The following is a 24,300-nucleotide window of genomic DNA, read 5'->3' on the forward strand; positions in this document are numbered from 1 at the left end:
CGGCGTCGTTCCGAAACCTCGTCGTGGCCGGCCGGGCTCGCCGCGCCCACACCCCCTCACCAGCCCGTTCCCCCGGGCCTGACTCCGCCTGGAGGCACGTGGTGCGTCGCAGGTCGTTGTTCGTCATGCTCGCCGCCGTGGTGGCGTGCACCGGTCTGGCGATCCCCGCGTTCGCCGATCCCGCTCCACCGTCGCCGCCCGCACCGGAGCGGCACACGATCTCCGTCGGCGCGCCCGCCGACGCCAAGACCACCCGAGACCGGGCGGCCAAATCCCGCAAGGCCGCCAAGCGGCGCACGGCGAAGCGGGACGGCGCCACCGCGCTGGACGTCGCGGCGGGCAGCGTCACGCCGGTCGGCACCGGCGCCGACGCCGCGGCCGCGCTGGCCGGCGCGCTCGTCGCCGACGGCAGCCTCGAAGGAGCCAGATACGTCACGACGCCGCCCACGTCCGGCACCAACGGCGTCGGCCACGGCATCGGCGGCGTGTCCGGCGAGGGCGCCCTGCTGACCACCGGCGACGCCACGCTGGCGCCCGAGCCGAACGACTTCCTGTCCTCCGGCCGCGACTCCGGAGGCGGCAAGGTGCGCGGCGAGAGCGCCTACGACGTCACCGTCCTGCAGGTCGACCTGGACGTCCCCGCGTGGGCGAGCTGCCTGACCTTCGAGATGAAGTTCTTCAGCGAGGAGTTCCCCGAGTTCGTGCGCAGCGCCTACAACGACGGGTTCGTGGCCGAGCTGGACAGGTCGACCTGGACGACCGACGACTCGACCATCCTGGCGCCGGACAACTTCGCCTTCGACCCCTCGGGCAACGTCATCTCCACCAACACGACGGGCCTGCTGGCGATGAGCGCCGCGGCGGCGTCCGGGACGACCTACGACGGCGCCACTCCCCTGATGAAGGCCGGCACCCCGGTCACCGGCGGCGCGCACAAGATCTACCTGTCGGTGTTCGACCAGCACGACGCGGTGTACGACTCGGCGGTGCTGCTGCGCGGCCTGAAGTACACCCAGGACACCGGCGCCGAGTGCGGGACGGGGGCCAAGCCGGTCACCAAGCCGGTCATCTTCGTGCCCGGCATCATGGGCACCAAGCTCGTCGACGAGTCGGGCACCGAGTGGTGGCCGGGCGGCACCAAACTGCTGAACCCGACCGACTCCCACCTCGACAACATCATGCTGAACGACGACGGCCTGACCGACGCCAAGGGCAACGGCGTGTACGGCTCCGAGGTGATCATGAAGATCCTCGGGCTGAAGTCCATCTACCAGGACACCGTCACGCTGCTGAAGGACGCCGGGTACGTGCTGGGCGACATCGAGGCGCCCCAGCCGGGCGAGAACCTGTTCCTGTCCCCCGTCGACTGGCGCAAGTCGGCCACCGTCAACAAGAACCAGCTCCTGGACCGCATCGAGCGCATCAGGGACGCCACCGGGTCGGACCGGGTGAACATCATCGCCCACTCGCAGGGCGGCCTGGTCGTCAACGCGGCGATGAGGGACACCCGGTCGACCGGCAAGGTCAACCGCATCTCCACCATCGCCACGCCCTACCTCGGCGCGGCCAAGGCCCTGGGCGTCCTGCACTACAAGACGCCCTGCGTCATCGACTTCGTCGGCGGCCGGTGCCTGCTGAACCGCAACGAGGCCGCGAAGATCACCCGCAACTTCCCCGGCTTCCTGGAACTGCTGCCCTCCGATGCCTACCACCGGGTCGTCGAGCCGCCGGTCAACCGCGTCCCCGGCGGACCGCTCACCCCCGACCAGGTGCGCAACCTGCTCAGCGACAAGAACCTGACGCTGATCGACCGCGCGCGGGCCTGGCACCAGCAGGCCGACGAATGGAAGCCCGCCGACGCGCGGGTCGGCCTGACCCGCCTGATCGGCGACGGGGTGACCACCGTCGTCAGCTTCGACGAGTTCGCCGAGGAGCACTGCGACGAGAAGTTCGGCTGGTGGCGCACGTGCGCCCCGGGCACCGGCGTGCTGGTCAACTGGAGCGACCACGGGGACGGCACCGTCCCCCTCGGGTCGGCGCGCCTGACCCCCGAACTGCGCGGCGACTCGGTCGTCCTGGAGCCGTACTCAGGCATCGGGCACGCCGACCTGCCCAACAAGTCGCAGGTCATCGCCAGCGCCGTCTACGCCATCCAGGGCGAGGGCCCGACGGCCGGGCGCCTGGCCGCGCTGCGCACCGCCGACGACGCCCAGCAGCTCGCCGGCGCCGGCGGGCTGACCGGCACGGAGGTGATGGTCAGAGGCCCGGTGAACCTGCTGCTCACCGACTCGGCGGGCCGCCGCACCGGCTTCGCCGACCCCTCGACCGAGATCGAGATGGAGGACATCCCGGGGAGCTCGTACGCCGCCGGCACCGGGCCGTACAAGCAGATCTCGGCGTTCCTCACCCAGGGCAAGGCCGCCGGCGAGATCACCACCACGGCCAACGGGTATGTGTACATCCGGCTGCGGACCTGGGTCAACGGCGTCGTCACCTCGACCATCGCCTACGAGCCCATCCTGACCGACCCCAACAACCGCATCACCTTCGCCGGCGCGGGCGTGACGGTGCCGGCCACCAGGGTCGCCGTCCTGCCCTGCGACATCTGCCCGGCGCAGAACCCGCTGCCCACCGTCACCGGCGGCGGGGCCGACGACGAGACCCCGCCCGACACCACCGTCAACCTCACCTACGACACCTTCGAGGGCAAGCGGCGGGTGCGCATCACCGCAGGCGGCACCGACGCGGGCGGGGCCGGAGTCGAGCGCATCGAGTGGGCCATCGAGTCGAGCGACCCCGGCGACCGGACCCAGTACGCCACCTACGCCCAGCCGTTCTACTGGATCAAACCGGCCGGCTCGACGGGCACCTGGACGCTGCACCTGCGCACCATCGACGCCGCCGGCAACATCGACGGCTCCTACGTCAAGACCGCCCTCGACCTGTGACCCGCACACCTGGTGGCCGTCCCGCCCAGGCGGGCGGCCGGTCACCAGGGCCGCGTGGCCGGGCCCCCAGGCCGGGGCCGCCCTCAAGCCGGACCGCTCAGGCAGGGAGGCGATCCTCCTACGCCGAGCGGCCGGTCACCAGGTCGCAGAGGGATTCGAGGACGTCGCGGGCGGCGCGTTCCGGCAGCCGCCGCGCGGCCGCCCTGGCCTCGCCCGCGTACCGCGCCACCTCGGCGCGGGCCAGTTCCAGCACGGGTGAGGCGCGCAGCAGGCGCAGCGCCTCGGCGTGCGGGCCGTCGTCCACGACGGCGCCCGCGCCGAGGATCTCCCGCAGCCGCCCGGCCGCGGCGTCCTCCCCCGCCCCGGCCGCGTCCCCGGCCGCATGGCCCGCCGCGTCACCGGAGCCGTCCCCGGCCTCGCGCAGGGCGAGCAGGACCGGGAGGGTGGGGACTCCGGCGCGCAGGTCGGCGCCCGGGGCCTTTCCCGCGCGGTCGGCCTCGGAGACGATGTCGATGATGTCGTCGGAGAGCTGGAAGGCGACGCCGAGCGCCTCGCCGTACTCCCCGAGGGCGCGCACCGCCGCCGCGTCCGCGCCCGCGCACATCCCGCCGAGCCGCACGGCCAGGGCGATCAGCGAGGCCGACTTGTCGCGGACCACCTCCAGGTGGTGCTCGACGGGGTCCTCGCCGCGCCGGGGGCCCGCCACCTCCCTGACCTGCCCCCTGACCAGCCGTTCGAAGGCGTGGGCCTGCGCCCGCCTGGCGGCCTCGCCGAGCTCCAGGCTGACGGTCGCGCCTCGGGCGAACAGGTGGTCGCCGACCAGGATGGCGATCTTGTTGTTCCATCTGATCTGCGCGCTCGGCACGCCGTGGCGCAGCGGCGCGTCGTCCATCACGTCGTCGTGGTGGAGCGAGGCCGCGTGGATGAGCTCGACGGCCACCGCGGCGTCGGACACCTCGGCGGTCTCCGGGTCGCCGAACTCGGCGCCCAGCAGCACGAGCAGGGGACGCCAGCGCTTGCCGCCCGCATCCAGCAGGTAACCGGCCGCCTGCACGATGAGCGGGTCGGGCGAGTCGGCGGCGGCGTCCCGCAGCCGGGCCTCCACCGCGGCCATGCTCTTGCGCAGCCGCCCGGCCAGTTCGCCGTCGGCCGGCGCGACCTGCTCCAGGGCCGATCCCGCCATTCCGCCCTCCAGCCGAAGAAGTTACATATTCACGACTTTGCGACTCTAGCGCTTCATGATCCCCGTGCCCCGGGTCACCATCGGAGAGGAAGACGTTCAGCGGATCGGACAGCGTGTGTCGTTCACCGGAGGGGACCGATGAACCGGTTGCTCGTCGTCATGGGCGCCGCCGCCGTGGTGGTGGCGGCCGGAGTGGTGGTCTTCCTCCTCCTCCAGCGCGACCAGGGCGGCGGCGGCGGGCCGGTCGCGGCGCGCTCGCCCGTGCCATCTCCCGCGGTGAGCTCCCCCGCGGCGGCGGCGAAGAGCGTGCTGACGGACGTCCATGGCGCGGTGATCGAGGAGCTCCCGGACGACTGCGCGGACAGCAGGTACCCCTACGTCTGCCGGTACGTGCGCGACCAGCTCCTCGCCTACGACCAGGGACTGCTCTCGCGCGGCGGCCTGACGATCAGGACCACGATCGACCAGGGGATGCAGCAGGCCGCCCAGCGGGCGATCGACGCGTACGTCGGACGGGACGACCCGCAGGTGGCCTCGCAGGCCCTCATCGTGCCGGGTGAGGGCGCCATCAGAGCGCTGGCCACCAGCAGCGCCTCGGGGGAGGTGAAGGGGCTCCTGCAGGGCACGACGGCGATGCCCTACACGCTGGCCGCCGCGCTGGCCAAGGGCATGCGCTACGACGACGGGATCCGCGCACCCGACACCTACCAGGCCACCGGGTACCCGGCGTTCAAGAACTGCAAGGGCGAGAACGTCGGCGACCCGATGCACGTCGCCCACAACCGCGAACCGGCCGGCGGGTTCACCACCCTGCGCTCGGGGACCCGAGGCCAGGTGAACACCTTCTTCCTCAGACTGCAGCAGAAGGTGGGCCTGTGCGAGACGGTCCGGATGGCCGAGCGGCTCGGACTCCGGCGCGCCGACGGCAGGCCGCTGCTGGAGGTCGAGACGTTCACGCTGGGCGTCAACGAGGTGGACCCGGTCTCGCTCGCCGGCACCTACGCGACCCTCGCCGCCCGGGGCCTGCACTGCGAGCCGACGGCGATCGCGGAGATCCGCGAGCCCTCCGGGGCCGTCCGCGCCTTCCCGCCGCGCTGCGAGCAGGCCCTGGAACCGGCGGTCGCCGACGCGGTGACCGGCCTGCTGCGAGCCGACCGCCGCACGCTGAACGGCGTCGGCCGCGACGCGGCAGTCATGCCGGGCACGACCGACGGCTACATGAGCGCCTGGTACGCCGGTTACACCCCCGGCCTGGCCTCCGCCGTCAGCCTCGGCGTCCCTGAGCAACCCTTCCTGCACCCGCTGATGGACGTCACCATCCACGGCCGCCACTACGCGCGAGTGGACGGCACGACCATCGTCGCCCCCATCTGGAAGACGACGATGACCGCGGCGGTGGACGGGACGACGGACACGGCGTTCGCGGCGCCCGACACCGGGCGTTTCGGCGGGTGCCAGGACTTCTGCGGGCGGTGAGCGGACCGGGCGGACGACGCCTGGACGACGCAGGAGCCGTGGCGGCCGGTCGCGCGGACGACGCCTGGACGAAGCAGGAGCCGTGGCGGGCGCGCCCGCAGGACGGGCCGCCGGCTCAGGTGGGGGTCGCCTCCAGCGCGCGGCGGGCGTAGGCGCGGACGTCGGCGTCCGGGTCGCCCAAGGCGGCCGAGAGCGCCGCGGCGACCTCCGGGGCACCCGCCCAGCGGGTCAGCGCGAGCACGGCCGCCTTGCGCACGTCGAGGTTGGCGTCCGAGAGGGCCTGGACCAGGGGAATCTGGGCTGTCTGGCCGCCGGCGGCGCCCAGACAGCGGGCCGCCCCGACGCGCACCTGCCAGGCGGGGTCGGCCAGCCCGCCCAGCGCCTGGTCCACCAGCGGCGCGCCGGTGGCGCCGGACGCCTCCAGCGCGGCCGCCCTGACCAGCGGGTCGGCGTCGGCCGCCAAGGCGCCGAGCGCGGCGGACGGCTTGCCGACCAGCCCGAGGCCCCTGGCCGCCCAGACCCTGACCTCCCTGGACGGGTCGTCCGCGGCCGCGGCCACCAGGTCGGCCTCGTCGAGGGAGACCAGCCCGCGGATCGCCTCGATGCGCACGCGTCGGTCCGGATCGTCCATGCCGGCGCGGAACACCTCGCGGTCGCCGAGCCGCAACGCGCGCAGCACGTCCAGCGCCGTGGCCCTGACCACGGCGTCACCCCCGGTGAGCCGCCCGGCCAGGGCCGCGCCGAAGTCGGGGGTCGCGGGGAGCACCTCGGCCAGTTCCCTGAGCCCGGTGGCGGCGGCGCGTCGCACCGCGCCGTGGTCGTCGCCGAGCGCGGCGACCAGCGCCGCACCCGCGCCGTCCGGGACGGTCTCGGTGAGCGTGGCGATGGCGGCCCGCCTGACCTTGGGGTCGGGGTCGGCGAGGTAGGGGGCGAGCCGGTCGGCGGTGGGCTGCTCCTCGGCCAGCCGGTGCAGCTCCAGGATGCGGGGCGATCGGCCGACGGCGGCCCGTCCGGCGCGCACGGACTCGACCCGCCGCACCGCCGTGGAGACGTGGGCCCCCAGCGGCACCGGCTCGCCGCCCGTGGGCGCGAACTCCGGCACCGGCACCAGGTAGGGCTCCACGGGACGCTTGAGGAACTCCATCGCCCCGTCCTGCCGCCTGCGGAGGTTGAGGTGGAACAGCCAGCGGCCGTCGTCGCGCGCCGGCAGGTCGGCGCGCTCGTGGTACAGCCCCCAGCGGCTCTCGGTGCGGGTGAGCGAGGCGCGGGCGGCCATCTCGGCGCAGTCGCGGATGAAGTCCACCTCCGCGCAGCGCATCAGCTCGTGCGGGGTGCGCGCGCCCATCGAGGCGATCTCCTCGCGCATCCGCTCGAAGGACTCCAGCGCGATCTCCAGCTTGGCGGCGGTCTTGGGCGGGGCGACGTAGTCGTTGACGAAGCGGCGCAGCTTGTACTCCACCTGCTGCTGCGGCGGCCCGCCGGGGTGGCGCAGCGGACGGTAGACCAGCTCGTGCGCGGCGGCGACCTGGTCCTGCGGGAGCGCCGCCGGGGCGCCGCCGTGGTGCGCGGCGGCGTGCGCGCCGGCGAGGTCGCCGAAGACGAACGCGCCGATCATGTAATTGTGCGGGACGCAGGCCAGGTCCCCGGCCGCGTACAGACCGGGCACGGTGGTGGCGCCGTTCTCGTCCACCCACACCCCCGACGCCGAGTGCCCGCCGCACAGGCCGATCTCGGAGATGTGCATCTCCACGTCGTGGGTGCGGTAGTCGTGGCCGCGCCCGGCGTGGAAGGTGCCGCGCGTGGGGCGCTCGGTGGAGTGCAGGATGGTCTCCAGCGCGCCGATGGTCTCGTCGGGCAGGTGGGTCAGTTTCAGGTAGATGGGCCCGCGCGCCGAGGAGATCTCGGCGGCGACCTCGGACATCATCTGGCCCGACCAGTAGTCGGAGTCGACGAAGCGCTCCCCCCGGCTGTTGACCTGGTAGCCGCCGAAGGGGTTGGCCACGTACGCGCACGCGGGTCCGTTGTAGTCCTTGATCAGCGGGTTGATCTGGAAGCACTCGATGCCGCTGAGCTCCGCGCCCGCGTGGTAGGCCATGGCGTACCCGTCGCCGGCGTTGGTCGGGTTCTCGTAGGTGCCGTAGAGGTAGCCGCTCGCCGGCAGGCCGAGGCGGCCGCAGGCGCCGGTGGCCAGGATGACCGCCCCGGCCGCGACGGTGACGAAGCGGCCCGACCTGGTGTCGAACCCGGCGACGCCCACGGCCCTGCCGCCTTCGGTGAGCACCCTGACCGGCATGACGCGGTTCTCGATGCGCACCCTCTCGCGGATGTCGCGGCGGCGCAGCACCCGGTACAGCACCTTCTTGACGTCCTTGCCCTCGGGCATCGGCAGCACGTAGCTCCCCGAGCGGTGCACCCTGCGCACGGCGTAGTCACCGTATTCGTCCTTCTCGAACTTCACGCCGTACCGCTCCAGCCGCCGGACCATCTCGTAGCCGCGGGTGGCGGTCTGGTAGACGGTCTTCTGCGCGACGACGCCGTCGTTGGCGCGGGTGATCTCGGCGACGTAGTCCTCGGGGGTGGCCTTGCCGGGGATGACGGCGTTGTTGACCCCGTCCATGCCCATGGCGAGCGCGCCGCTGTGCCGCACGTGCGCCTTCTCCAGCAGCAGCACGCGGGCTCCCTGCTCGGCCGCGGTGATCGCGGCCATCGTCCCGGCCGTGCCGCCGCCGACGACCAGCACGTCGCAGTCCAGGCTCAGGCGGTCCTCGATCGAGGGGATGTCCATCTACAGTTCCTCCAGGATCCTCGCGCGCGTCTCGCTCCGGTCGGCGGCGGGGTCGCGCGGTCCGTGCATCTCGATCACCGAGCGGACGCCGTGGCGGCCGAGCACCACCACCCGGTCGGCGAGCAGCAGCGCCTCGTCCACGTCGTGGGTGACGAACACCACCGTCGCCCGGGTGTCGGCCAGCACCTCCAGCAGCAGTCGCTGCATCTGGGCGCGGGTCTGGGCGTCCAGCGCGCCGAACGGCTCGTCCATGAGCACGGCGCGGGGCGCGCCGACCAGGGCGCGGGCGAGCTGCACCCGCTGCCGCATGCCGCCGGACAGCTCGCGCGGCAGCCGGTCCTCCGCGCCGGCAAGGCCGACCCGGGCGATCCACGCGCCGGCGGCCGCGGCGCGCCCGCGCCGGGGCGTCCCGCGGATGCGCAGCGGCAGCTCGACGTTCGCCCGGACGGTGCGCCACGGCAGCAGGCCGTCATCCTGGAAGACCATGGCCCGGTCGGCGGAGGTGGCCGCGACCGGCACCCCGTCGGCGAGGATCCGGCCGCCGTGCGGCGCGAGCAGCCCGGCCATCGCGCGCAGCAGCGTGGACTTGCCCGAACCCGAGGCCCCGACGACGACCAGGACCTCGCCGGGGACGATTTCCAGGCCGACCTCGTGCAGCACCGGGCCGCGGCCGTAGCCGAGCGACAGCCCTTCCAGCGTGAACCCGAGCCCGGGCCGCGCCTCGCCGGTGCGCGCCGGTCGTGCGAGCGTCGTCACGTGGTGCTCCTCTCAGGGCGGGCCCGCCGTCGGCGCGCCGTCACGACTCCCGCCCCTCGGCGCGGGGCAGCCAGCGGGTCGCCCTGCGCCCGGCGAGCTCGACGGCGGCCGAGGTGGACCAGCCGAGCAGGCCGATGGTGGCCATCCCGACGATGACCGCCGGGTAGTCGACCAGCGTGTACGACTGCCAGGTGCGGTACCCGACGCCGAACTCGCCGGAGATCATCTCGGCGGAGATGACGCAGATCCACGCCACCCCCATGCCGACCGACAGCCCGCCGAACACGCCGGGCAGGATGCCCGGCAGCACGACGTTCCACAGAACGTGCCGCCGTCCGCCGCCGAGGGTCCGGACGGCGTCCTCCCACAGGGTGGGCAACGCCCGCACGGCGTGCCGGGTGCTCACCATGACCGGGAAGAAGGCGGCGACGAAGGTGATGAACACGATGCCCTGCTCGTCGGTGGGGAACAGCAGGATGGCGACCGGGACCAGCGCGATCGCCGGGATCGGGCGCACCGCCTCCAGCAGCGGCAGCAGCACGTGGCGGGTGCGTCGCGAGCGGGCGACGGCGACGCCGACGGCCACGCCCGCGACCGAGGCCAGCCCGAACCCGGTGAGGATGCGCAGCAGGCTCTGCAGCAGGTCCAGGTAGTAGACCGGGTCCGCCAGGCGGCGGGCGGCCTCGGCGGCGATGTCGCCGAGCGTCGGCAGCCGGTCGAACCGCAGCCACAGGCGCGCGTCGGTGACCGTGAGCGCCTGCCACACCCCGGCGGCGGCCGGCAGCGAGGCCGCCTTGGCGGCCCAGCCCCACCGGGCCCCGCGCGGCGAGGGCGTGGGAGCGGCGGCCGCCCGCGGTGGGGAGGTCCGGGCCGGCGCGATCACCGCGCCTCGCCGCCCGCCTTGACCGCCCGCAGCGCCTCCTCGTAGGAGAGCGGCCGCGTCTTCGGGTGCTGCCGACGGTAGGCGTCGGCGCCGTCCTGCGTGGTGAAGGGCAGGAACCTGGCGTCGGGCGCCGCCGCGGGGTCGCGCAGCCAGACCGAGCCGTCGGCGAACCACCGGGTGCCGGTGACGGTGTCGGGGACGTAGGCGGCGCGCACGGGCGCGCCGGCGGCGGCGATCTGACGCAGCAGGCAGGTGGGCGTGGCGGCCGGCCGCGTCGTCGTCGCGCCGGCGAGCCACAGCTCCGAGGCGGTCGCCGGGTCGCCGGCCGCCTTGCCGCACACCGGGTCGGGCCCGGTGATCCGCGCGGGGTTGGCCGTCGAGGCCAGGTCGGCGTCGTAGGAGGGGCCGTAGGCCTTGCGCAGGTAGGAGTCGTCGACGAACGCGCGGACGTCGACTCCGGGGAAGCCGTCGCCGATGCGCTTGAGGAACGGCACGTCGTGCTCGTGGGCGGCCTGGAGCGGCGGCTTGAGCGTGGGGTCGAAGGTCGCGATGCCGCCGGGGCCGTTGTAGAGGTAGACGACCTCGGCGGGCAGCCCGGTGGCCGTGGCGACGGACTCGGCGGCCTCCAGCGGGTGCTCGTGCAGGTAGCGGGTGGCGTCGATCTGGGCCTTGAGGAAGGCGTCCACGACGCCGGGGTGCTCCTTGGCGTACGCCTCGCGCAGCACCACGCCGTGGAAGGTCGGCACGTCCAGCGCCGAGCCGTCGTACAGCAGCCGGGCCTTGTGCTGGAAGACCAGCAGGCCGGGCCAGGCGACGAACTGCGCGTACGCCTGCACTCCCCCGGACTCCAGCTGCGAGGCGCCCACCGCGGGCTGGTGGTTGACGACGCGCACGTCGCGGGCCGGGTCGAGGCCGGCCTTCTCCAGCGCCTGGACGAGCGTGCCGTGCCCGGCGGAGCCGGCGCTGGCGGAGATGGTGGCGCCCTTGAGGTCGGCGAGCGTCCTGGCCGTGGAGCCGGGCGGGACGACGACCATGTTGAGCCCGCCGCGCAGGTTGTACCCGGTGATGGACACCAGCCGCGTGCGGGCCGCCGGGATGCCCTGGGTGCGGGCGGCGTTGATCAGCAGCGGGTAGTCGCCCATGGACCCGATGTCGATCTTCCCGGCGACCATCTTCGCCGTGATGGGCGCGCCGGTGTCGTAGTCCTGCCACTCGACCGTGTACTCCGGGCCGAGCCGCTTCTCCAGGTAGCCGAGGGACCGCAGCAGGGTTCCGGCGGTCACCGTGTTGATGGTCTTGGACTGGTAGCCGACGACCAGCGTCGTCTTCTCCCCGCCGCCCGCCGCGCCGGCGACCGAGCAGCCGGTCGCGGCGAGCAGGACGGCGATCGACGCCAGGGCTGCGCGCATGGCGGCCTCCTTCATCGCAGCAGGTAGGGGATGTTGATGGTGACGGCGTCGACCGGGCACCTGGCGGCGCACGGGCCGCAGTACCAGCACTCGTCGACGTGCATGTACGCCTTGCCGGTCTCGTCGCTGATGGCGAGGGAGTCGAGCGGGCACGCCTCGACGCACAGCGTGCAGCCGTCGATGCACAGCGACTCGTCGATGGTCACGGGCACCTCGACCCGCTGTTCGATCAGGGCCATGGTCGTTCCTCCGTGGTGGCGTCGTGGGCGCGGCGCGCGGGCGGCGCTGTGCCGGCCGGGCCGCCGCCGGGGGCGGGGGGTGTGCGGTCGAGATGGCCGCGCATGGTCAGCCGGTCGCCTCTGAAGCGGATGAACTCCAGGTCGACCGGCCGGCCGTCGGCCAGGTGGGTGAGCCGCTCGACCATGAGCAGCGCGGCGCCGCGCGGCGCGTCCAGGGCGGCGGCGGTGTGGGCGTCGGCGTTGACCGCCTCCAGGGTGAGCTCGGCCATGCCGAGAGGCTGGCCCGCGATGCGTTCGAGCAGCACGAAGATGTCGTTGTGCTCCAGGTCGGCGTCGAACAGCGGCTCGCCGACCTCGCGGACGAGGTAGGTCAGGTCGAGCGAGAGGGGCACGCCGTTGAGCCGGCGGAGCCGTTCGAGGTAGATGACCCGCTCGCCCGGCGGCACGCCGAGGCGGTGGCCGACCATGGCCGGCGGCTCGATCAGGGTCATGGTCCTGACCTGGTTGGTCACCTCGCCGTGCTCGTGCAGGGTCTCCGCCAGGCCGAGCAGCCGGTGCAGGCCGTGGGGGTACTTCTCCCCCGCCACCGTGGTGCCCACTCCCGGGCACCGCTCGACCAGCCCTTCCTCGCGCAGCAGGTGCAGCGCCTCGCGCACGGTGTTGCGCGAGGCGCCGAACTCGCGCGCCAGCGCGGCCTCCAGGGGGAGCTGCCCCGCCGGGAAGTGGCCGTGCACGATCTGCCTGCGCAGCAGGTCGGCGACCTGCCGGGCCCGATCGGCCCGGCGGCGCCGCGCGGTGGGCTCCGCCGTCACCCGTTCCACATCCGCCTCCCCGGCTGTTCGCCAGCTCCGACGGGATCAACCTAGCAATCCGGTAGGGAAATGGGGATAACGGGGAGATTGCGCCACTCAGCCGAGTCCGCGCACCACCGCCGAGCAGCCGACCGGCCGCCGGACCGGCGAGATCCGCCACCGGACGGCCGCGTCGTCAGGGGCGGCCGTGTCGTCGGCGGGCGGCCGTGTCGTCAGCGGGCGTTCAGGGCGCGAGCGCCTTCTCGAAGCAGAACGAGTAGTCGAGCGACTCGTAGGGCGGGAAGATCGGCACGCGGGTGTAGCCCTCGCGCTCGTACACCCGCACCGCGTCGGGCTGGCGGTCGCCGGTCTGCAGGATGATCCGCCGGGCCCCGAGGGCGCGGGCGGCCTCCTCCGCCGCCGCCAGCAGGGCCCGCGCCACCCCCGAGCCGCGATGGGACGGCGCGACGTACATGCGCTTGAGCTCGACCTCCTCGCCCAGGCGCCGAAGGGTGACATGGCCCACGGGCACACCCCCGTCGAAGGCGACCCCGGTGTACAGGACCGTCTCGGCCCGCACCTTCATGTCCGGGGGCAGGTGGCCGGGGTCGGCGAGCCGGTCGGCGTACCGCAGCCCCATCTCGGCCTCCATCGCCGTGCGCAGCTCCTCGGCGCCGGGATCGTCGTAAGGCACGGCCCGGACGGCGAACGTGGCCTGGTCGGTCGTCATCTGTCTCCTCACCGGATTCGCGGACGGGCTGGCGCGCCCTGGGCTGCGGGCAGCCCAACGGTACCCGCGACGGCGCGAGGCGCAGGCGGCCGGGATGCGAAGACCTACTGGTTCAGGTGGTTGTGCCGCCCCGTGCGACCGTCGCGCCCGGCGGGCCGCACGCGAGCGGTGCGCTTTTGGGTAGTTTGTGATCAGTCGAGGGGGTGGTCATGGGGCTTTCGTACGTGGTGACCGGCGGCGGTCAGGGCATCGGCCGGGCGATCGCCGAGCGGCTGCTCGAACGGGACGGCCGGGTCGTCGTCATCGAGCGCGACCCCGCGGCGGTGGCGTGGACGCACGGGCATCCGGCCGGGCCGCGGGTGGCCGCCGTGACCGGCGACGCCGCCGACGAGTCCGTCACCGAGCGGGCCGCCGACCTGGCGCAGGCCGCCGGCACGCTCGCCGGCTGGGTCAACAACGCCGCGGTGTTCCGCGACGCCTCCCTGCACGAGGTCCCGGCGCACGAGATCGTCGGCCTCGTCGACCTGAACCTCGGCCCCGCCGTCGCGGGCAGCGCCACGGCGGTCCGCCGCTTCCTCGCGGCCGGACGCGGCGGCGCGATCGTCAACGTGTCCTCGCACCAGGCGCAGCGGGCCGTCCGGGGCGCCCTGCCGTACGCCACCGCCAAGGCCGCCGTCGAAGGGCTCACCCGCGCGCTGGCCGTCGACTACGGCCCCTCGGGAGTGCGCGTCAACGCGGTCGCCCTCGGCTCGATCACCACCGCGCGGTACGAGGAGCTCCTGCGCGACCGGGAGCCGGAGGCCGCCGGACGCGTCGAGGACCAGATGCGCCGGCTCCACCCGCTGGGCCGGGTCGGACGACCCGAGGAGGTCGCCGCGGCGGTCGCCTACCTGCTGTCGGACGACGCGAGCTTCGTCAACGGCGCGATCGTCCCCATCGACGGCGGCCGCTCCGCCCTCGGCCTGGACCCCGAGGAGACCTGAGCGAACGCGCGCCTCGCCGTAGGCCGTGACCTCGGGCGCGCCGGGGCCGAAAACGGGTGGCCGGCGGCCCGGGGAGCGGATCTACGATGTGGCCGTGCTGACCCCTCCCCGCGACCTGCCGGACGGCGTTCTGGCATCGGCGCTGGCCCGCGAGTGGGGCCTTGCCGCCGTCTCGCTCACCTACCGGCCCGTCGGCTTCGCCATCCCCCACCGCGACGAACTCGAAGCGGCCCTGCGCGGCGCCCCCGGCCCGGGCGCCTCTCCCGGCGAGGATCTCGGGCCGTACGCGCGTCCGGCCGCGGCGCTGCCGGCCGAGCACGCGGCGCCGTTGCGGCGGCTGCTCGAGCTGTACGACGACCTGGTGGCCGCCGGCCGGGGCGACCCGTCCCGCATGGTGCTCACCCACGGCGAGACGCACTCCGGCAACACCATGCTGGCCGCCTCCGGCGGCTGGATGCTCATCGACTGGGAGACCTCGCTCGTCGCACCGCCCGAACGCGACCTGTGGAACCTCGACCCGGGCGACGGCTCCATCCTCGCCGCCTACACCGCCGCGACGGGGATCGCGCCGCTGCCGACCATGCTGCGCCTCTACCACATCCGCTGGGACCTCGCCGACATCGCCCTGGAGACCACCCGCTTCCGGCGGCCGCACCGAGGCGGCCCCGACGACGACAAAGGCTGGCGGATCCTGCACGACCAGGTCACCGGCGTCTCCGCCCTCGCCTGATCCCACCGGCCCGACGGCGCCCGCGACCCGGGACGATCGCGGCCCGCCGGAGGGCGCGCCCGCGTGGAGCACGGGCGGGAGGGCCAGGCCGCGTTCACGGGGCCGGGTGACGGCGGGGGGTGAGGAGGTGGGCGATCAGCTCGGTGCGGGTGGTCAGGCCGAGCTTGGCGAGGATGTTGCGCACGTGGCTCTCGACGGTGCGCTCGCTCACGGTCAGCCGTTCGGCGATCCGCCGGTTCGACAGCGCCTGCGCGACCAGGTCCGCCACCTCACGCTCCCGGGCGGTGAGCGGGTCGCCCGCACGGCGCCGGGCCGCCGCCTCGGCGAGCAGCCGGTCGGCGCGGGTGAGCGGACCGGGAAGGTCCAGCCGCCGCGCCTCGGCCGCGGCCCGCGCGGCCAGAGTCGCCGCCTCGTCGTGATCCCCGGGAGCCCCTCGGCGCAGCAGCACCTGCGCAAGGGCGAGCCAGGAATGGACGAGCCAGGGCCGGGCGCCCAGCCGCACGTTGACCTCGGCCGCCATGCGAAGGGCCCGCTCGGCGTCGTCCAGCCGGCCCATGACGGCCGCCATGCGCCCGGCGGCCCGCGCGGACGCCCCGCCGCAGAAGCTGTCGGCTCCCCCGGGCACGCCCGCGGCCCGCGACCACGGCAGCCAGTGCTCGTACGCCCACCGCGCCGCCTCGGCGTCGTCGAACACCTCGACCAGCTCGGTCACATGCTGGAGCACGCCCATCCCATGAACCCCCGGCAGGGGGCCGCGCAGCAGCAGCCGCAGCCGCTCGTACCCGGCGAGCGCCTCCTCGCGCGCCCCGGTCAGGTGCAGACGCAGCGCGTGGGCGGCCTCGACCACCGGGATCGGCGCCGCGAACGCCTCGGGGTCGCCTTCCGGCACCTCGCTCGGGTCGCCCCGTACGAGCGCCACCAACGCGGCGAAGACGTCGGTCACCACGCACGCCAGCGAGTCACCCGTCCGGACCGCCACCGCCCCCGCCTCCGAGGACCGGGCGCGCGCCTCGTCCCAGCGCCCGGCCAGTGCGGCGCGGGCCGCCGCCACCCGCAGGTGGTACCAGCGGGCCACCGGCAGCCGCGTCGCCGCCGCCAGTTCGCCGAGCCGCGCGATGCCGTCGTCCACCGCGGCGAGGTCTCCGCTCTGGTAGTCGGCGTCCAGCCGCCAGATGTACCCGCGGACCGCCGGCATCGGCCGGCCCACGCGCAGGCCCACGCCGACGGACAGCTCACCGAGCCGCCGGCGTTCGGCGGCGTCGCCGGGCCGGTCGAGGATCCCGGCCCTGGCACGCGCCGCGTCGAGCAGGGCCGCGGGGTCGCCGCACCCCTCGGCGAGGCGCAACGCCTCGGCCGAGGTCCGCGCGGCCTCCTCCCACCGGTCGGCCTCCACCTCCCACGACGCCTTACGCGCCATCAGCCGCGACCGCGTGACGGCCTCACCCACCCCAGCCCCGACAAGGCCCTCGCTCCCTCGTTCCCCCGCGACGCCTCCACCCTCCAGGTCCGCTGTGGCGGCTTCGCCCTGCCGCTCCCCCATGGCCGCCAGGGCGCGGTCGCAGAGGGCGGCCATGGCGACCACGACGCTCCGGTCCCCGGCCCCGCCGAGGACGAGGGCGGCGGACGCGAGCAGGTCCGGGCGTCCCGCGGCGCCGGCGGCCTCGGCGGCCTCGCGGCAGTGTTCCGCGCTCTGGCGGACGAACCCGGCGCAGCACTCGGCGGTGGCCGATTCGATGAGGATCTCCGCCCGCCGCGAGTGATCGACATCCAGGCGATCGAGCAGGCCGAGGGCCTGACGGCTGAGCCGGGTCGCGTCCTGCGGCGCGGAGGAGCGCAGCGCGTGCGCGGCGGCGGCGCGCGTCCACCGCAACGCCGCGTGCAGGGTCTCGGGGTCGTCGCCCGCGCGCTGCCAGTGGGCGGCGACGCGCGCGGCCTGCGCGGGATCGTCGCCCGCCCGGCGGGCCAGCGCGGCGGCCGCACGCCGGTGCAGCCCGGCCGCCTCCCGGGCCGCCGCGGCGGCCACGCCGTCCCGCACCAGGGCGTGGGCGAACCGGTACGCGGGCGGCCACGTGGCGGACGTCGGCGTACCGCCGGTCGTGAGCACGCCGGCGGTAGCGAGCGCGTCGAGGTGGGCGGACACCACGGCGTGCGGCAGATCGCGGACCTCCGCCAGCAGACGCGCGTCGATGTCCTGCCCGAGGACCGCCGCGGCCCGCGCCGTCTCCCGCGCCTCCGGGCCGAGGCCGTCGAGCATCCCCAGAACGAGCTGCCGCAGATCCGCGGGCGGCACCAGCCCGTCAGCGCTCATATCGCCCTTGTGCGGGGCCCCGCCGGCGGGGTGAGGTGTGCGTCCGAGGGCCGCCGCCATCGCGGCGACCAATAAGGGGAGGCCCCCGGTGCGCTCGTGCACCGCCGGCGCGTGCGCGGCGCCCCCGGGGACGTCCGCGAGCACCCGCGCCACATCCCCCACGGTCAGCGGGGCCAGGGCGAGGGCGCGCACGGCCCGGCCGCGGGCGATGCCAGCAAGGGTGGCGGCCAGGGCGCCGTCGCGTCCCGGAGCCGGATCGCGGTGCGTCGCCAGGACGAGCAGCCGCGACCCCGGGGTCTCCGAAGCGACGTGGCGCAGCAGGGCCAGGGACGCCTCGTCGGCGTCGTGGACGTCCTCCAGGACGACGACGAGGCCCTTGGCGTCCTCGGCCGCCGCGAGCAGCGCGTCGGCGAGCGAGACGAGCCGCCGGAACCGCGCGGCGCCCGCCTCCGCGACATCCCCACCGGCCCGGATCGCATCAAGATCCACTTCGGCGGCGTTCCCACCGGCCTCCACCGCATCGCCACCCGCCCCGACGGCGCCGGGGGCGCCTTTGGCTGTATCGAGGTCGGCCTCAGCGGCATCGGCACTCGACCCGACGGGATCGGCGCCCGCCTCGGCGGGGCCGGCGTCCGCTCGTGCCGCTGGTGAGCGGGTCGCGGGGCGGGGGGACGGATGAGGGGCGAGGCGGTGCAGCAGGCGCGTCCACGGCCACAGTGGGGGGACGCCCGGCTCGTCCGGACAGCGCGCCCAGACGACACCGGGTTCGCCGGCCAGGGCCTCCTCCACCAGGCGGGACTTGCCCATGCCTGGCGGACCCGAGACGAGGATCACCCCTCCACCGCCCTCCCGGGCGGCGGCGGCGGCCTCGCGCAGCACGGCGACCTCACGATCGCGCCCGGCGAAGGGACGCGAGGCGCTCGGTCCGGCATCCACCGGACCAGTCTGACAGCCACGGCCCCGATCCCATGGACGCCCGTCTCCGACGGCCTCCTGGACGGTCCACATTGACCTCGCGGGGGTCTGCGGGCCCGGGGTGGGTGGGGGTCGGCCGGCGTCCCGGCAGGACTCGGCGGTCCGCAGCGTGTGGGCGCGGATGCGTGGGGGCTCGGGATGTGTGGGGGCTCGGGATGTGTGGCGGGGCGGCCGGCGTCCCGGCAGGACTCGGCGGCCGCGGCGTGTGGGCCGGGTGCGTGGGGGCTCAGTGCCGTGGGTCAGTGGTAGCCCTCATGACCGGGGCGCAGCGACGGTTCACGCTGGTCACGACGCCGGAGCAGAGATGACCGGACGCAGCGGAACGGTGCGACGAGGGGGACGAAGTGGAGCTTCGCGAGTACGCGGGATACGACGCCGTCGGGTTGCGCGGGCTGATCGCGGCGGGTGAGATCTCCGCCGGCGAGGTGGAGGAGGTCGCGCGGCGGGCCCTGGAGGCGGCGGACGCCGAGTTGAACGGGCTGGCGCTGCCGCCGTTCACCCCGGCGCTGGACCACGACTCCGGCGGGGCGCTCGCCGGGGTGCCGTTCCTGATCAAGGACAACGGCCCGATGGCCGAGGGGACGCCGTTCTTCTGCGGCAGCCGGGCCGTCCGGGCCGTGGCCGGGCACGACACCGACCTGATGCGGCGCCTGCGCTCGGCGGGCCTGGTCACGCTGGGCCTGACGACGGTGCCGGAGATGATGATCAGCTTCTCCACCGAGTCGGTGCTGTACGGGCCGACGCGCAACCCGTGGGACCTCGCCCGGGGCGTCGGCGGGTCCAGCGGGGGCTCGGCCGCCCTGGTGGCGGCCGGAGCCGTGCCCCTCGCCCATGGGAGCGACGGCGCCGGTTCCATCCGCATCCCCGCCTCCTGCTGCGGGCTGGTCGGGCTGAAGCCGAGCCGGGGACGGGTGCCGTGCGGGCCGGACGTGGGCGAGCCGCTGTTCGGCATCTCCATAGAGTCGGGGCTGAGCCGCACGGTGCGCGACACCGCCCACTACCTGGACGCGATCCAGGGCCCGGCGCCGGGCGACAAGTACACCGCCCCGCCGCCCGCTCGCCCCTACGCCGAGGAGGTCGGGGCGGACCCGGGCCGGTTGCGGGTGGCGGTGTCGACGCGGGGGTGGCCGGACGTGGCGGCGGACCCGGAGGTGGCGGCGGCGGCCGTCCAGACGGGTCTGGCGCTGGAGAAGCTCGGCCACGTGGTCGGCGAGGCCGGCCCGGAGGTCGGCGCGGAGACCATGATGAGCGCCATGGTGCCGTTCGCGATCGTCGCCGTCGCCGCGCCCCTGCTCACCGCGCTCAGGGCGCCGGACCCCGCCAAGGTGGAGGCGGTGACGCGGCGGGCGTTCGCCGAGGCGGGGGAACTGAGCGCCTACCGGCTGCTGGGCGCGTTCGACGCGCAGAACCGGGCGGGCAGGACGGTCGGGGCCTTCTTCGGCGAGTACGACCTGCTCGTCACGCCCACGCTGGCGCGTCCGCCCGCGCCGCACGGGACGCTGCGGTACGACGACCCCGGGCACACGGTGGCCACGTGGCTGGAGTCGCTGTTCGACTACGGCCCGTTCACGGCGCTGTTCAACCTCACCGGGGAGCCGGCGATCAGCCTGCCGCTGGGGTGGAGCGACGACGGGCTGCCCATCGGAGTGCAGATCGTCGCCCCGTTCGGCCGGGAGGACCTGCTGGTCCGCGTCGCGTCGCAGTTGGAGGAGGCCATGCCGTGGGCCGGCCGTACGCCCGCGGTCCATGTCGGCGACCGGTGAGCGCCCATGCCGATGGCGGCCGCGCCGGCGGCCGCCATCGGTGCGGGTGCGGCGCGCCGTCCCGCGGGACGGGCGCCGGGACCCGCGGCTAGGTGAGCGGACAGGTGTCGCGGTACTCCGAGATCGCGATGCTGCGCGGCGCCGGGCAGAGGAACTGGTCATAGCGGGTGTCGTCGTCGATGAAGCGCTTCATCCACGAGATCATGTACTTGGCCATCGTGGTGTTGGACGTCTGCGGGAAGAAGTGCGAGGCCCCGGTGAGCTCCATGTACGCCTTCTCGGTCGAGGAGGGAATGCTGGTGTAGAACGGCTGGGAGTGCGTGGCCACCGGGGCGATGGCGTCCGCCTGGCCGCCGATGATCATGGTGGGGACGCGCACGCCCGACCAGCTCTTGTCGAGGTTCCACGGGGCGATGGGGATGGCGGCCTGCAGCGACGGGCGCGCGTTCGCGGCCTCCAGGGTGCCGCCGCCGCCCATGGAGTGCCCGGCCACGGCCAGGCGCGTGGTGTCGATGCGGGCCCGCACCGTGCTGCTGCTGTTGCTGACCAGGTAGTCCAGCGCGGCGAGCAGCTGCCTGCCCCGGCTGTCGGGCTGGTCGTACAGGGTGTTGGTCTCGATGCCGAACACGACGAACCCCTGCGAGGCGAGCCGGGGTCCGAGCCAGCTCAGGCTCGACCAGGTGGCGGTGTACCCCGGGGAGATGGCGATGGCGCCGAAGGTCCCCTGGCTGGTGTCGGTCGGATAGTAGATGGTGCCGCCGCCGAACCCGCTGACGCTCAGCGAGGACACCGAGGTCTGGGCGGTCGCGAACGGCCCGCGGGCCGCCTCGATGCTCGCGTTGGTGGGCGCCGGGCCGCGCTCGTAGGGGCCTGCCGCCGCGTGCGCGCCGGGGGCCGCGGCGAGGGCGCCGCCGGTCAGGGCCAGGGCCAGGCACACCTTGGTGATGAGCCGCGTCCCGAACCGCCGCCGGGGGACGGCGGCCCGGTCTCGCAGGGGGGTGGCGGCGGGCAGGGGGGTGAGGGAGAGGATCTCGCGTGGCTGCACGTTCGTGTGCTCCCTGTCGGTGGGGGGACCAGCGGGCGAGGCGCCCGGCGACCCGGCGGCGGCCCGAAGCAGGCGGCCGGGGGGCCGGCCGGCACGGTTCGGACGGGGGACACCGCAGGTCAGCGGGACGCTTCTGCTGACTACTGACTGCCGCAATTGTGAGATCCCGAAGTCAGCCGCGCATCGGCGAAATCACCGGCCTTGACCGGGAGGCGCTCACCCGCCTCCTCGCCGTCAGGACAGGAGGCGGGCCAGGTCCACGCGGGAGCGGATGCCGAGTTGGGCGAAGATGTTCCGCAGGTGGTGGTCGACGGTGCGGGGGCTGATGACCAGCCGTGCCGCCACCTCGCGGTTGGTGGCGCCCTCCGCGACCATCCGCGCGATCTGCTCCTGCTGCGCCGTGAGCCGGGCGATCTGGGCCTGGCGGTCCGCCTGGCGCTCGCCCTCCGGCAGATGAGAGAACGGCCTGGCCGCCGGCGTGGACGGGGGCGGGACGGCCTGCCCGGCGGCGCGCAGTTCGGCGCGGGCCTGGGCCGCCCACAGCCGGGCGCCGAACCGTTCGAAGGCGTCGAGCGCGCTGTGGAGGTGCTCCCGCGCCGCGCCGGGACGCCGGTCGCGGCGCAGCGCGCCGCCGAACAACAGCTCCGTCCTGGCCGTCTCGAACTCGCACGACCCGCGGTGGTGCAGGTCGAGAGCGTGGCGGAACAGCTCTTCCGACGCGCCCGGCTCGGCGAGCAACGCGTGGCATCGCGCCGCGAGCGCGAGCCGGTCGGGGTTGCGCGTGCTGCCCGCCCAGCGGTCGAGCACGTCCAGCGCGGCCATGGCGTCCTGCCGTTCGCCGGTGCGCGCCGCGGCCTCGATGAAGGTGGGGGTGGCCATCACCCGGACGACCACGTGGCCGTTCCGGAGCTCGGCGCGCAGCCGGCCGGCGGCGTCGGCGGCCCGGCCGCGGGACAGGTCGAGGTGGGCGAGGGCCCAGTTGCCGAGCGCCGCCGCCACGCCGAGCCCGTGGGCGTCGGCGACCTCCAGGGCGGCCGCGGCCCGGGTGCGGCAGGTCTCCTTGTCGCCCTGGACGGCCGCGGCCAGCGCGAGCCACGCAAGATGCTGGCCCGCGGTGTTGTGCTGGCCGGTCTCCTGGGCGAGCCGCAGCCCTTCGATGGCGTGGCGGGTGACCGATCCGTACCGGCCGAGCCAGAGTTCGGCGTTGATGACGGCCGACAGCAGTTGCGGCAGCGCCGAGGCGCCTCCCCGTCCGCGCGCGCTCTCGACGGCCCGGGTGGCCAGGGCGAGCGCGTTGGCGTCGTCGCCGAGCAGCAGGCCGGCCGATCCGGCCCATACCAGCATGGCCGTGCTGTGGACATGGGGCGCCAGGAGCAGGACGCGGCGCAGGACGGCGGCGCGCCGGGCGATGGCGAGGAAGCGCTGATGGTCGCCGGCGAAGTAGCCGGCCTCGGCGGCGCGGACCAGGGCGCGGACGCCGAGGGATCGGTCGCGGTCGAGCAGCCACCCGGCGGCGGCCAGGAACCTGTCGTGCGCGCTGCCGGTCTCGCCGCCGAGCAGCTCCAGGTTGCCGCGCAGCAGCTCGGCCTGGCCGCGCATCTCCGCGGGGACGGTGAGCGGCGACAGCCGGGCGAGCAGCGCCCTGGCCCGTTGCGGGTGGCCCGAGATGGACGCGTGGTGGGCGGCCGCCGCGAGCCGGGCGGCCTTGACCTCGCCGCGCTCGGTCAGCTCCGCGGCACGTTCGAGGGCGAGATAGGGCTCGGGATGACCGGCGTGCGGGCCGGCGGCCTGCGCCGCCTCGGCGAGCTCGGCGGCCAGCTCGTCCACCGAGCCGTCGAGGGCGGCGGCGCGGTGCCAGGCCCGCCGCAGGCGCTGGTGGTCGTGGTGCAGCACGCCGGCGAGCAGGCGGTGCGCCGCGCGCCGGGCGGCCGGGGAGGCGGCGGCGTAGACGACCGGACCCATCACGGGCTCGGCGAAGGCGTACCGGTCGCCCTCGGCGGTGAGGACGCCGGCGACCTCGGCCGGTTCGAGCAGGTCCAGCACGTGCCCGGGCGAGACGCCCCCGCCGTGACCTCGTCCGGCGTCGGGCGGGACCCCGCCGCCGTACCGTTCTCCGGCTTCGGACGGTGCGGCGTCGCCGTGGCGTGGTCGGGCATCGTCGGGCCGGGCGGCGTCGCCGTGGCGTGGTGCGGCGGCGCGGACCAGGGTCGGGATGTCGAGGTCGGGGTCGGCGGCGACCAGCAGGAGCAGCGCCCGGGTGGCCTCGGGCAACGCAGCGAGCCGGCGGGTGTGGGCGCGCCAGAGCCGGCCGCCCGGCGGGACGGAGACGGGAGGCGCGTGCGTGCCGGCGAGCCGGCCCGGCGTGAGCGATCCGGTCAGTTCGGCCAGGGCGAGGGGGACGCCGTGGGCGAGCCGTTCGAGCGACGCGCGCAGGTCCTCGCCGAGCCCGGCCGGGGCGAGGTCGTCGAGCATCTGCCTGGCGGCGGCCGGGTCGAGCGGGCCCAGCACCCGCACGGGCACCTCGTCGTCCAGCGCCGCCCCGTGTCCCGGCGGCCGGTCGGCGGTGAACAGGAAGGCGACCGGCTCGGCGGCCAGGCGGCGGGCGGCGAACAGCAGCAGGTCGTGGCTGGCCGCGTCGAGGTGGTGCAGGTCGTCGACGCAGACCAGGACGGGCCCGCGGGCGGCCAGGGACGCCAGCCACTCCAGCACCGCCACCGCCGGCCCGAGCGCGTCCCCCGCCTCCTGCGTGGGGGCCACCGGGCGGAACGGGGCGGCGGCGGTCCGGGCCCGCCGGCGTGCCGCCGAAGGCCGGCCCCCTGCCGCTGCCGCCGGGGTGGGCCCGTCCGAGGCTGTGGTGCCTGGAGCACGCGGACCCGTGGCCGAGAGGGGCCGGGAGGCCGGCGGGAGGTGAAGGGTGGCGCGCAGGAGGGCGGCCTGCGGTTCGGGCAGGTGGGGGCCGGGGTCTCCGAGGGGGCGCAGGAGGCGGTGGAGGGCGGCGTGGGGCAGGCCGTGCTCGCTCTCGGCGCCGCGGGTGCGCAGGACCAGGAAGCCGCGCGCCTGCCCGGCGGCGTGGTCGAGCAGGGCCGTCTTGCCCATGCCGGGCCCGCCGGCGAAGAGCATGGCGCCGCCCGAGCCGGTGCGGGCTCGGTCCAGCAGCCGCCGGACCGCATCCTGTTCGGCGTCTCTGCCGCGCAGGACGGCCACCCGGGCGGGGAGCGACGCGGGAGACACGTCTTCCAGTGTTACGCCGAGTTCTCACCCATCGGAAGGGACATGTCCGGTCTGTTGCTTACAGC

Annotated in this window: 16 protein-coding genes; 5 read left to right on the forward strand and 11 right to left on the reverse strand. The window is 75.2% G+C overall.

Annotated elements, in window-relative coordinates:
* Positions 1 to 101 precede the first annotated feature (101 nt).
* Positions 102 to 2,948 carry a choice-of-anchor L domain-containing protein gene (locus ABZU32_RS11160; protein WP_354920287.1) on the forward strand — a complete coding sequence of 949 codons (2,847 nt, stop codon included), beginning with the start codon at positions 102 to 104 and terminating at the stop codon, positions 2,946 to 2,948.
* Positions 2,949 to 3,066: 118 nt separating this feature from the next.
* Here ABZU32_RS11160 and ABZU32_RS11165 read toward each other — a convergent pair whose 3' ends face one another.
* Entirely contained in the window at positions 3,067 to 4,131 is a 1,065-nt protein-coding gene (locus ABZU32_RS11165; protein ID WP_354920290.1) for a polyprenyl synthetase family protein, read from the reverse strand.
* A gap of 138 nt (positions 4,132 to 4,269) precedes the next feature.
* Here ABZU32_RS11165 and ABZU32_RS11170 point away from each other — a divergent pair, with 138 nt between their 5' ends.
* Positions 4,270 to 5,607, forward strand: coding sequence for a hypothetical protein (locus ABZU32_RS11170; protein WP_354920293.1), 1,338 nt, complete (start codon positions 4,270 to 4,272; stop codon positions 5,605 to 5,607).
* 115 nt (positions 5,608 to 5,722) lie between these two features.
* On the opposite strand, the gene ABZU32_RS11175 is transcribed toward ABZU32_RS11170, so the two are convergent.
* From ABZU32_RS11175 to ABZU32_RS11205, 7 genes are all read right to left on the reverse strand, one after another.
* Positions 5,723 to 8,392: a fumarate reductase/succinate dehydrogenase flavoprotein subunit gene (locus ABZU32_RS11175; RefSeq protein ID WP_354920296.1), complete on the reverse strand. Its 2,670-nt coding sequence runs from the start codon at positions 8,390 to 8,392 to the stop codon at positions 5,723 to 5,725.
* The gene (locus ABZU32_RS11180; RefSeq protein WP_354920298.1) at positions 8,393 to 9,148 is read right to left on the reverse strand and encodes an ATP-binding cassette domain-containing protein; all 756 of its coding nucleotides are present in this window, start codon (positions 9,146 to 9,148) and stop codon (positions 8,393 to 8,395) included.
* Positions 9,149 to 9,188: 40 nt separating this feature from the next.
* Positions 9,189 to 10,031 carry an ABC transporter permease gene (locus tag ABZU32_RS11185; protein ID WP_354920301.1) on the reverse strand — a complete coding sequence of 281 codons (843 nt, stop codon included), beginning with the start codon at positions 10,029 to 10,031 and terminating at the stop codon, positions 9,189 to 9,191.
* A complete protein-coding gene (locus tag ABZU32_RS11190; protein WP_354920303.1) occupies positions 10,028 to 11,440 on the reverse strand; it encodes an ABC transporter substrate-binding protein in 1,413 nt (470 codons plus the stop codon). The genes ABZU32_RS11185 and ABZU32_RS11190 overlap by 4 nt, the downstream gene beginning before the upstream one ends.
* An 11-nt stretch (positions 11,441 to 11,451) precedes the next feature.
* Positions 11,452 to 11,679 carry a 4Fe-4S dicluster domain-containing protein gene (locus ABZU32_RS11195; protein ID WP_148440852.1) on the reverse strand — a complete coding sequence of 76 codons (228 nt, stop codon included), beginning with the start codon at positions 11,677 to 11,679 and terminating at the stop codon, positions 11,452 to 11,454.
* Complete coding sequence (locus tag ABZU32_RS11200; RefSeq protein WP_354920306.1) at positions 11,670 to 12,500, reverse strand: GntR family transcriptional regulator; 831 nt, start codon at positions 12,498 to 12,500, stop codon at positions 11,670 to 11,672. Before ABZU32_RS11200 ends, ABZU32_RS11195 begins: the two co-directional genes overlap by 10 nt.
* Before the next feature lie 214 nt (positions 12,501 to 12,714).
* The gene (locus tag ABZU32_RS11205) at positions 12,715 to 13,200 is read right to left on the reverse strand and encodes a GNAT family N-acetyltransferase (RefSeq protein ID WP_354834100.1); all 486 of its coding nucleotides are present in this window, start codon (positions 13,198 to 13,200) and stop codon (positions 12,715 to 12,717) included.
* Positions 13,201 to 13,409: 209 nt separating this feature from the next.
* On the opposite strand from ABZU32_RS11205, the gene ABZU32_RS11210 reads away from it, so the two are divergent.
* Both ABZU32_RS11210 and ABZU32_RS11215 read left to right on the forward strand, forming a co-directional pair.
* A complete protein-coding gene (locus ABZU32_RS11210) occupies positions 13,410 to 14,183 on the forward strand; it encodes an SDR family oxidoreductase (RefSeq protein ID WP_354920309.1) in 774 nt (257 codons plus the stop codon).
* A gap of 94 nt (positions 14,184 to 14,277) precedes the next feature.
* On the forward strand, positions 14,278 to 14,913 hold the full coding sequence (locus tag ABZU32_RS11215; RefSeq protein ID WP_354920312.1) for a phosphotransferase: 636 nt from the start codon (positions 14,278 to 14,280) through the stop codon (positions 14,911 to 14,913).
* A gap of 94 nt (positions 14,914 to 15,007) precedes the next feature.
* Here ABZU32_RS11215 and ABZU32_RS11220 read toward each other — a convergent pair whose 3' ends face one another.
* Positions 15,008 to 18,157 (reverse strand): AAA family ATPase, encoded by a 3,150-nt coding sequence (locus tag ABZU32_RS11220; protein WP_354920315.1) that lies wholly within the window; start codon positions 18,155 to 18,157, stop codon positions 15,008 to 15,010.
* Positions 18,158 to 18,540: 383 nt separating this feature from the next.
* Here ABZU32_RS11220 and ABZU32_RS11225 point away from each other — a divergent pair, with 383 nt between their 5' ends.
* Positions 18,541 to 19,959 carry an amidase family protein gene (locus ABZU32_RS11225; RefSeq protein ID WP_354920318.1) on the forward strand — a complete coding sequence of 473 codons (1,419 nt, stop codon included), beginning with the start codon at positions 18,541 to 18,543 and terminating at the stop codon, positions 19,957 to 19,959.
* 88 nt (positions 19,960 to 20,047) lie between these two features.
* Here ABZU32_RS11225 and ABZU32_RS11230 read toward each other — a convergent pair whose 3' ends face one another.
* Positions 20,048 to 20,884, reverse strand: a complete 837-nt coding sequence (locus ABZU32_RS11230; RefSeq protein WP_354835428.1) for an alpha/beta hydrolase — start codon at positions 20,882 to 20,884, stop codon at positions 20,048 to 20,050.
* Positions 20,885 to 21,238: 354 nt separating this feature from the next.
* Positions 21,239 to 24,235, reverse strand: coding sequence for an AAA family ATPase (locus ABZU32_RS11235; protein WP_354920321.1), 2,997 nt, complete (start codon positions 24,233 to 24,235; stop codon positions 21,239 to 21,241).
* Positions 24,236 to 24,300 lie beyond the last annotated feature (65 nt).

Source organism: Sphaerisporangium sp. NPDC005288 (assembly GCF_040607475.1).
GTDB classification, from domain to species: Bacteria; Actinomycetota; Actinomycetes; order Streptosporangiales; family Streptosporangiaceae; genus Sphaerisporangium; species Sphaerisporangium rhizosphaerae.

Coding starts and splice junctions, on each gene's coding strand:
- ABZU32_RS11165 (WP_354920290.1), bottom strand. CDS start 4,131: ATGGCGGGATCGGCCCTGGAGCAGGTCGCGCCGGCCGACGGCGAACTG.
- ABZU32_RS11170 (WP_354920293.1), top strand. CDS start 4,270: ATGAACCGGTTGCTCGTCGTCATGGGCGCCGCCGCCGTGGTGGTGGCG.
- ABZU32_RS11175 (WP_354920296.1), bottom strand. CDS start 8,392: ATGGACATCCCCTCGATCGAGGACCGCCTGAGCCTGGACTGCGACGTG.
- ABZU32_RS11190 (WP_354920303.1), bottom strand. CDS start 11,440: ATGCGCGCAGCCCTGGCGTCGATCGCCGTCCTGCTCGCCGCGACCGGC.
- ABZU32_RS11195 (WP_148440852.1), bottom strand. CDS start 11,679: ATGGCCCTGATCGAACAGCGGGTCGAGGTGCCCGTGACCATCGACGAG.
- ABZU32_RS11205 (WP_354834100.1), bottom strand. CDS start 13,200: ATGACGACCGACCAGGCCACGTTCGCCGTCCGGGCCGTGCCTTACGAC.
- ABZU32_RS11210 (WP_354920309.1), top strand. CDS start 13,410: ATGGGGCTTTCGTACGTGGTGACCGGCGGCGGTCAGGGCATCGGCCGG.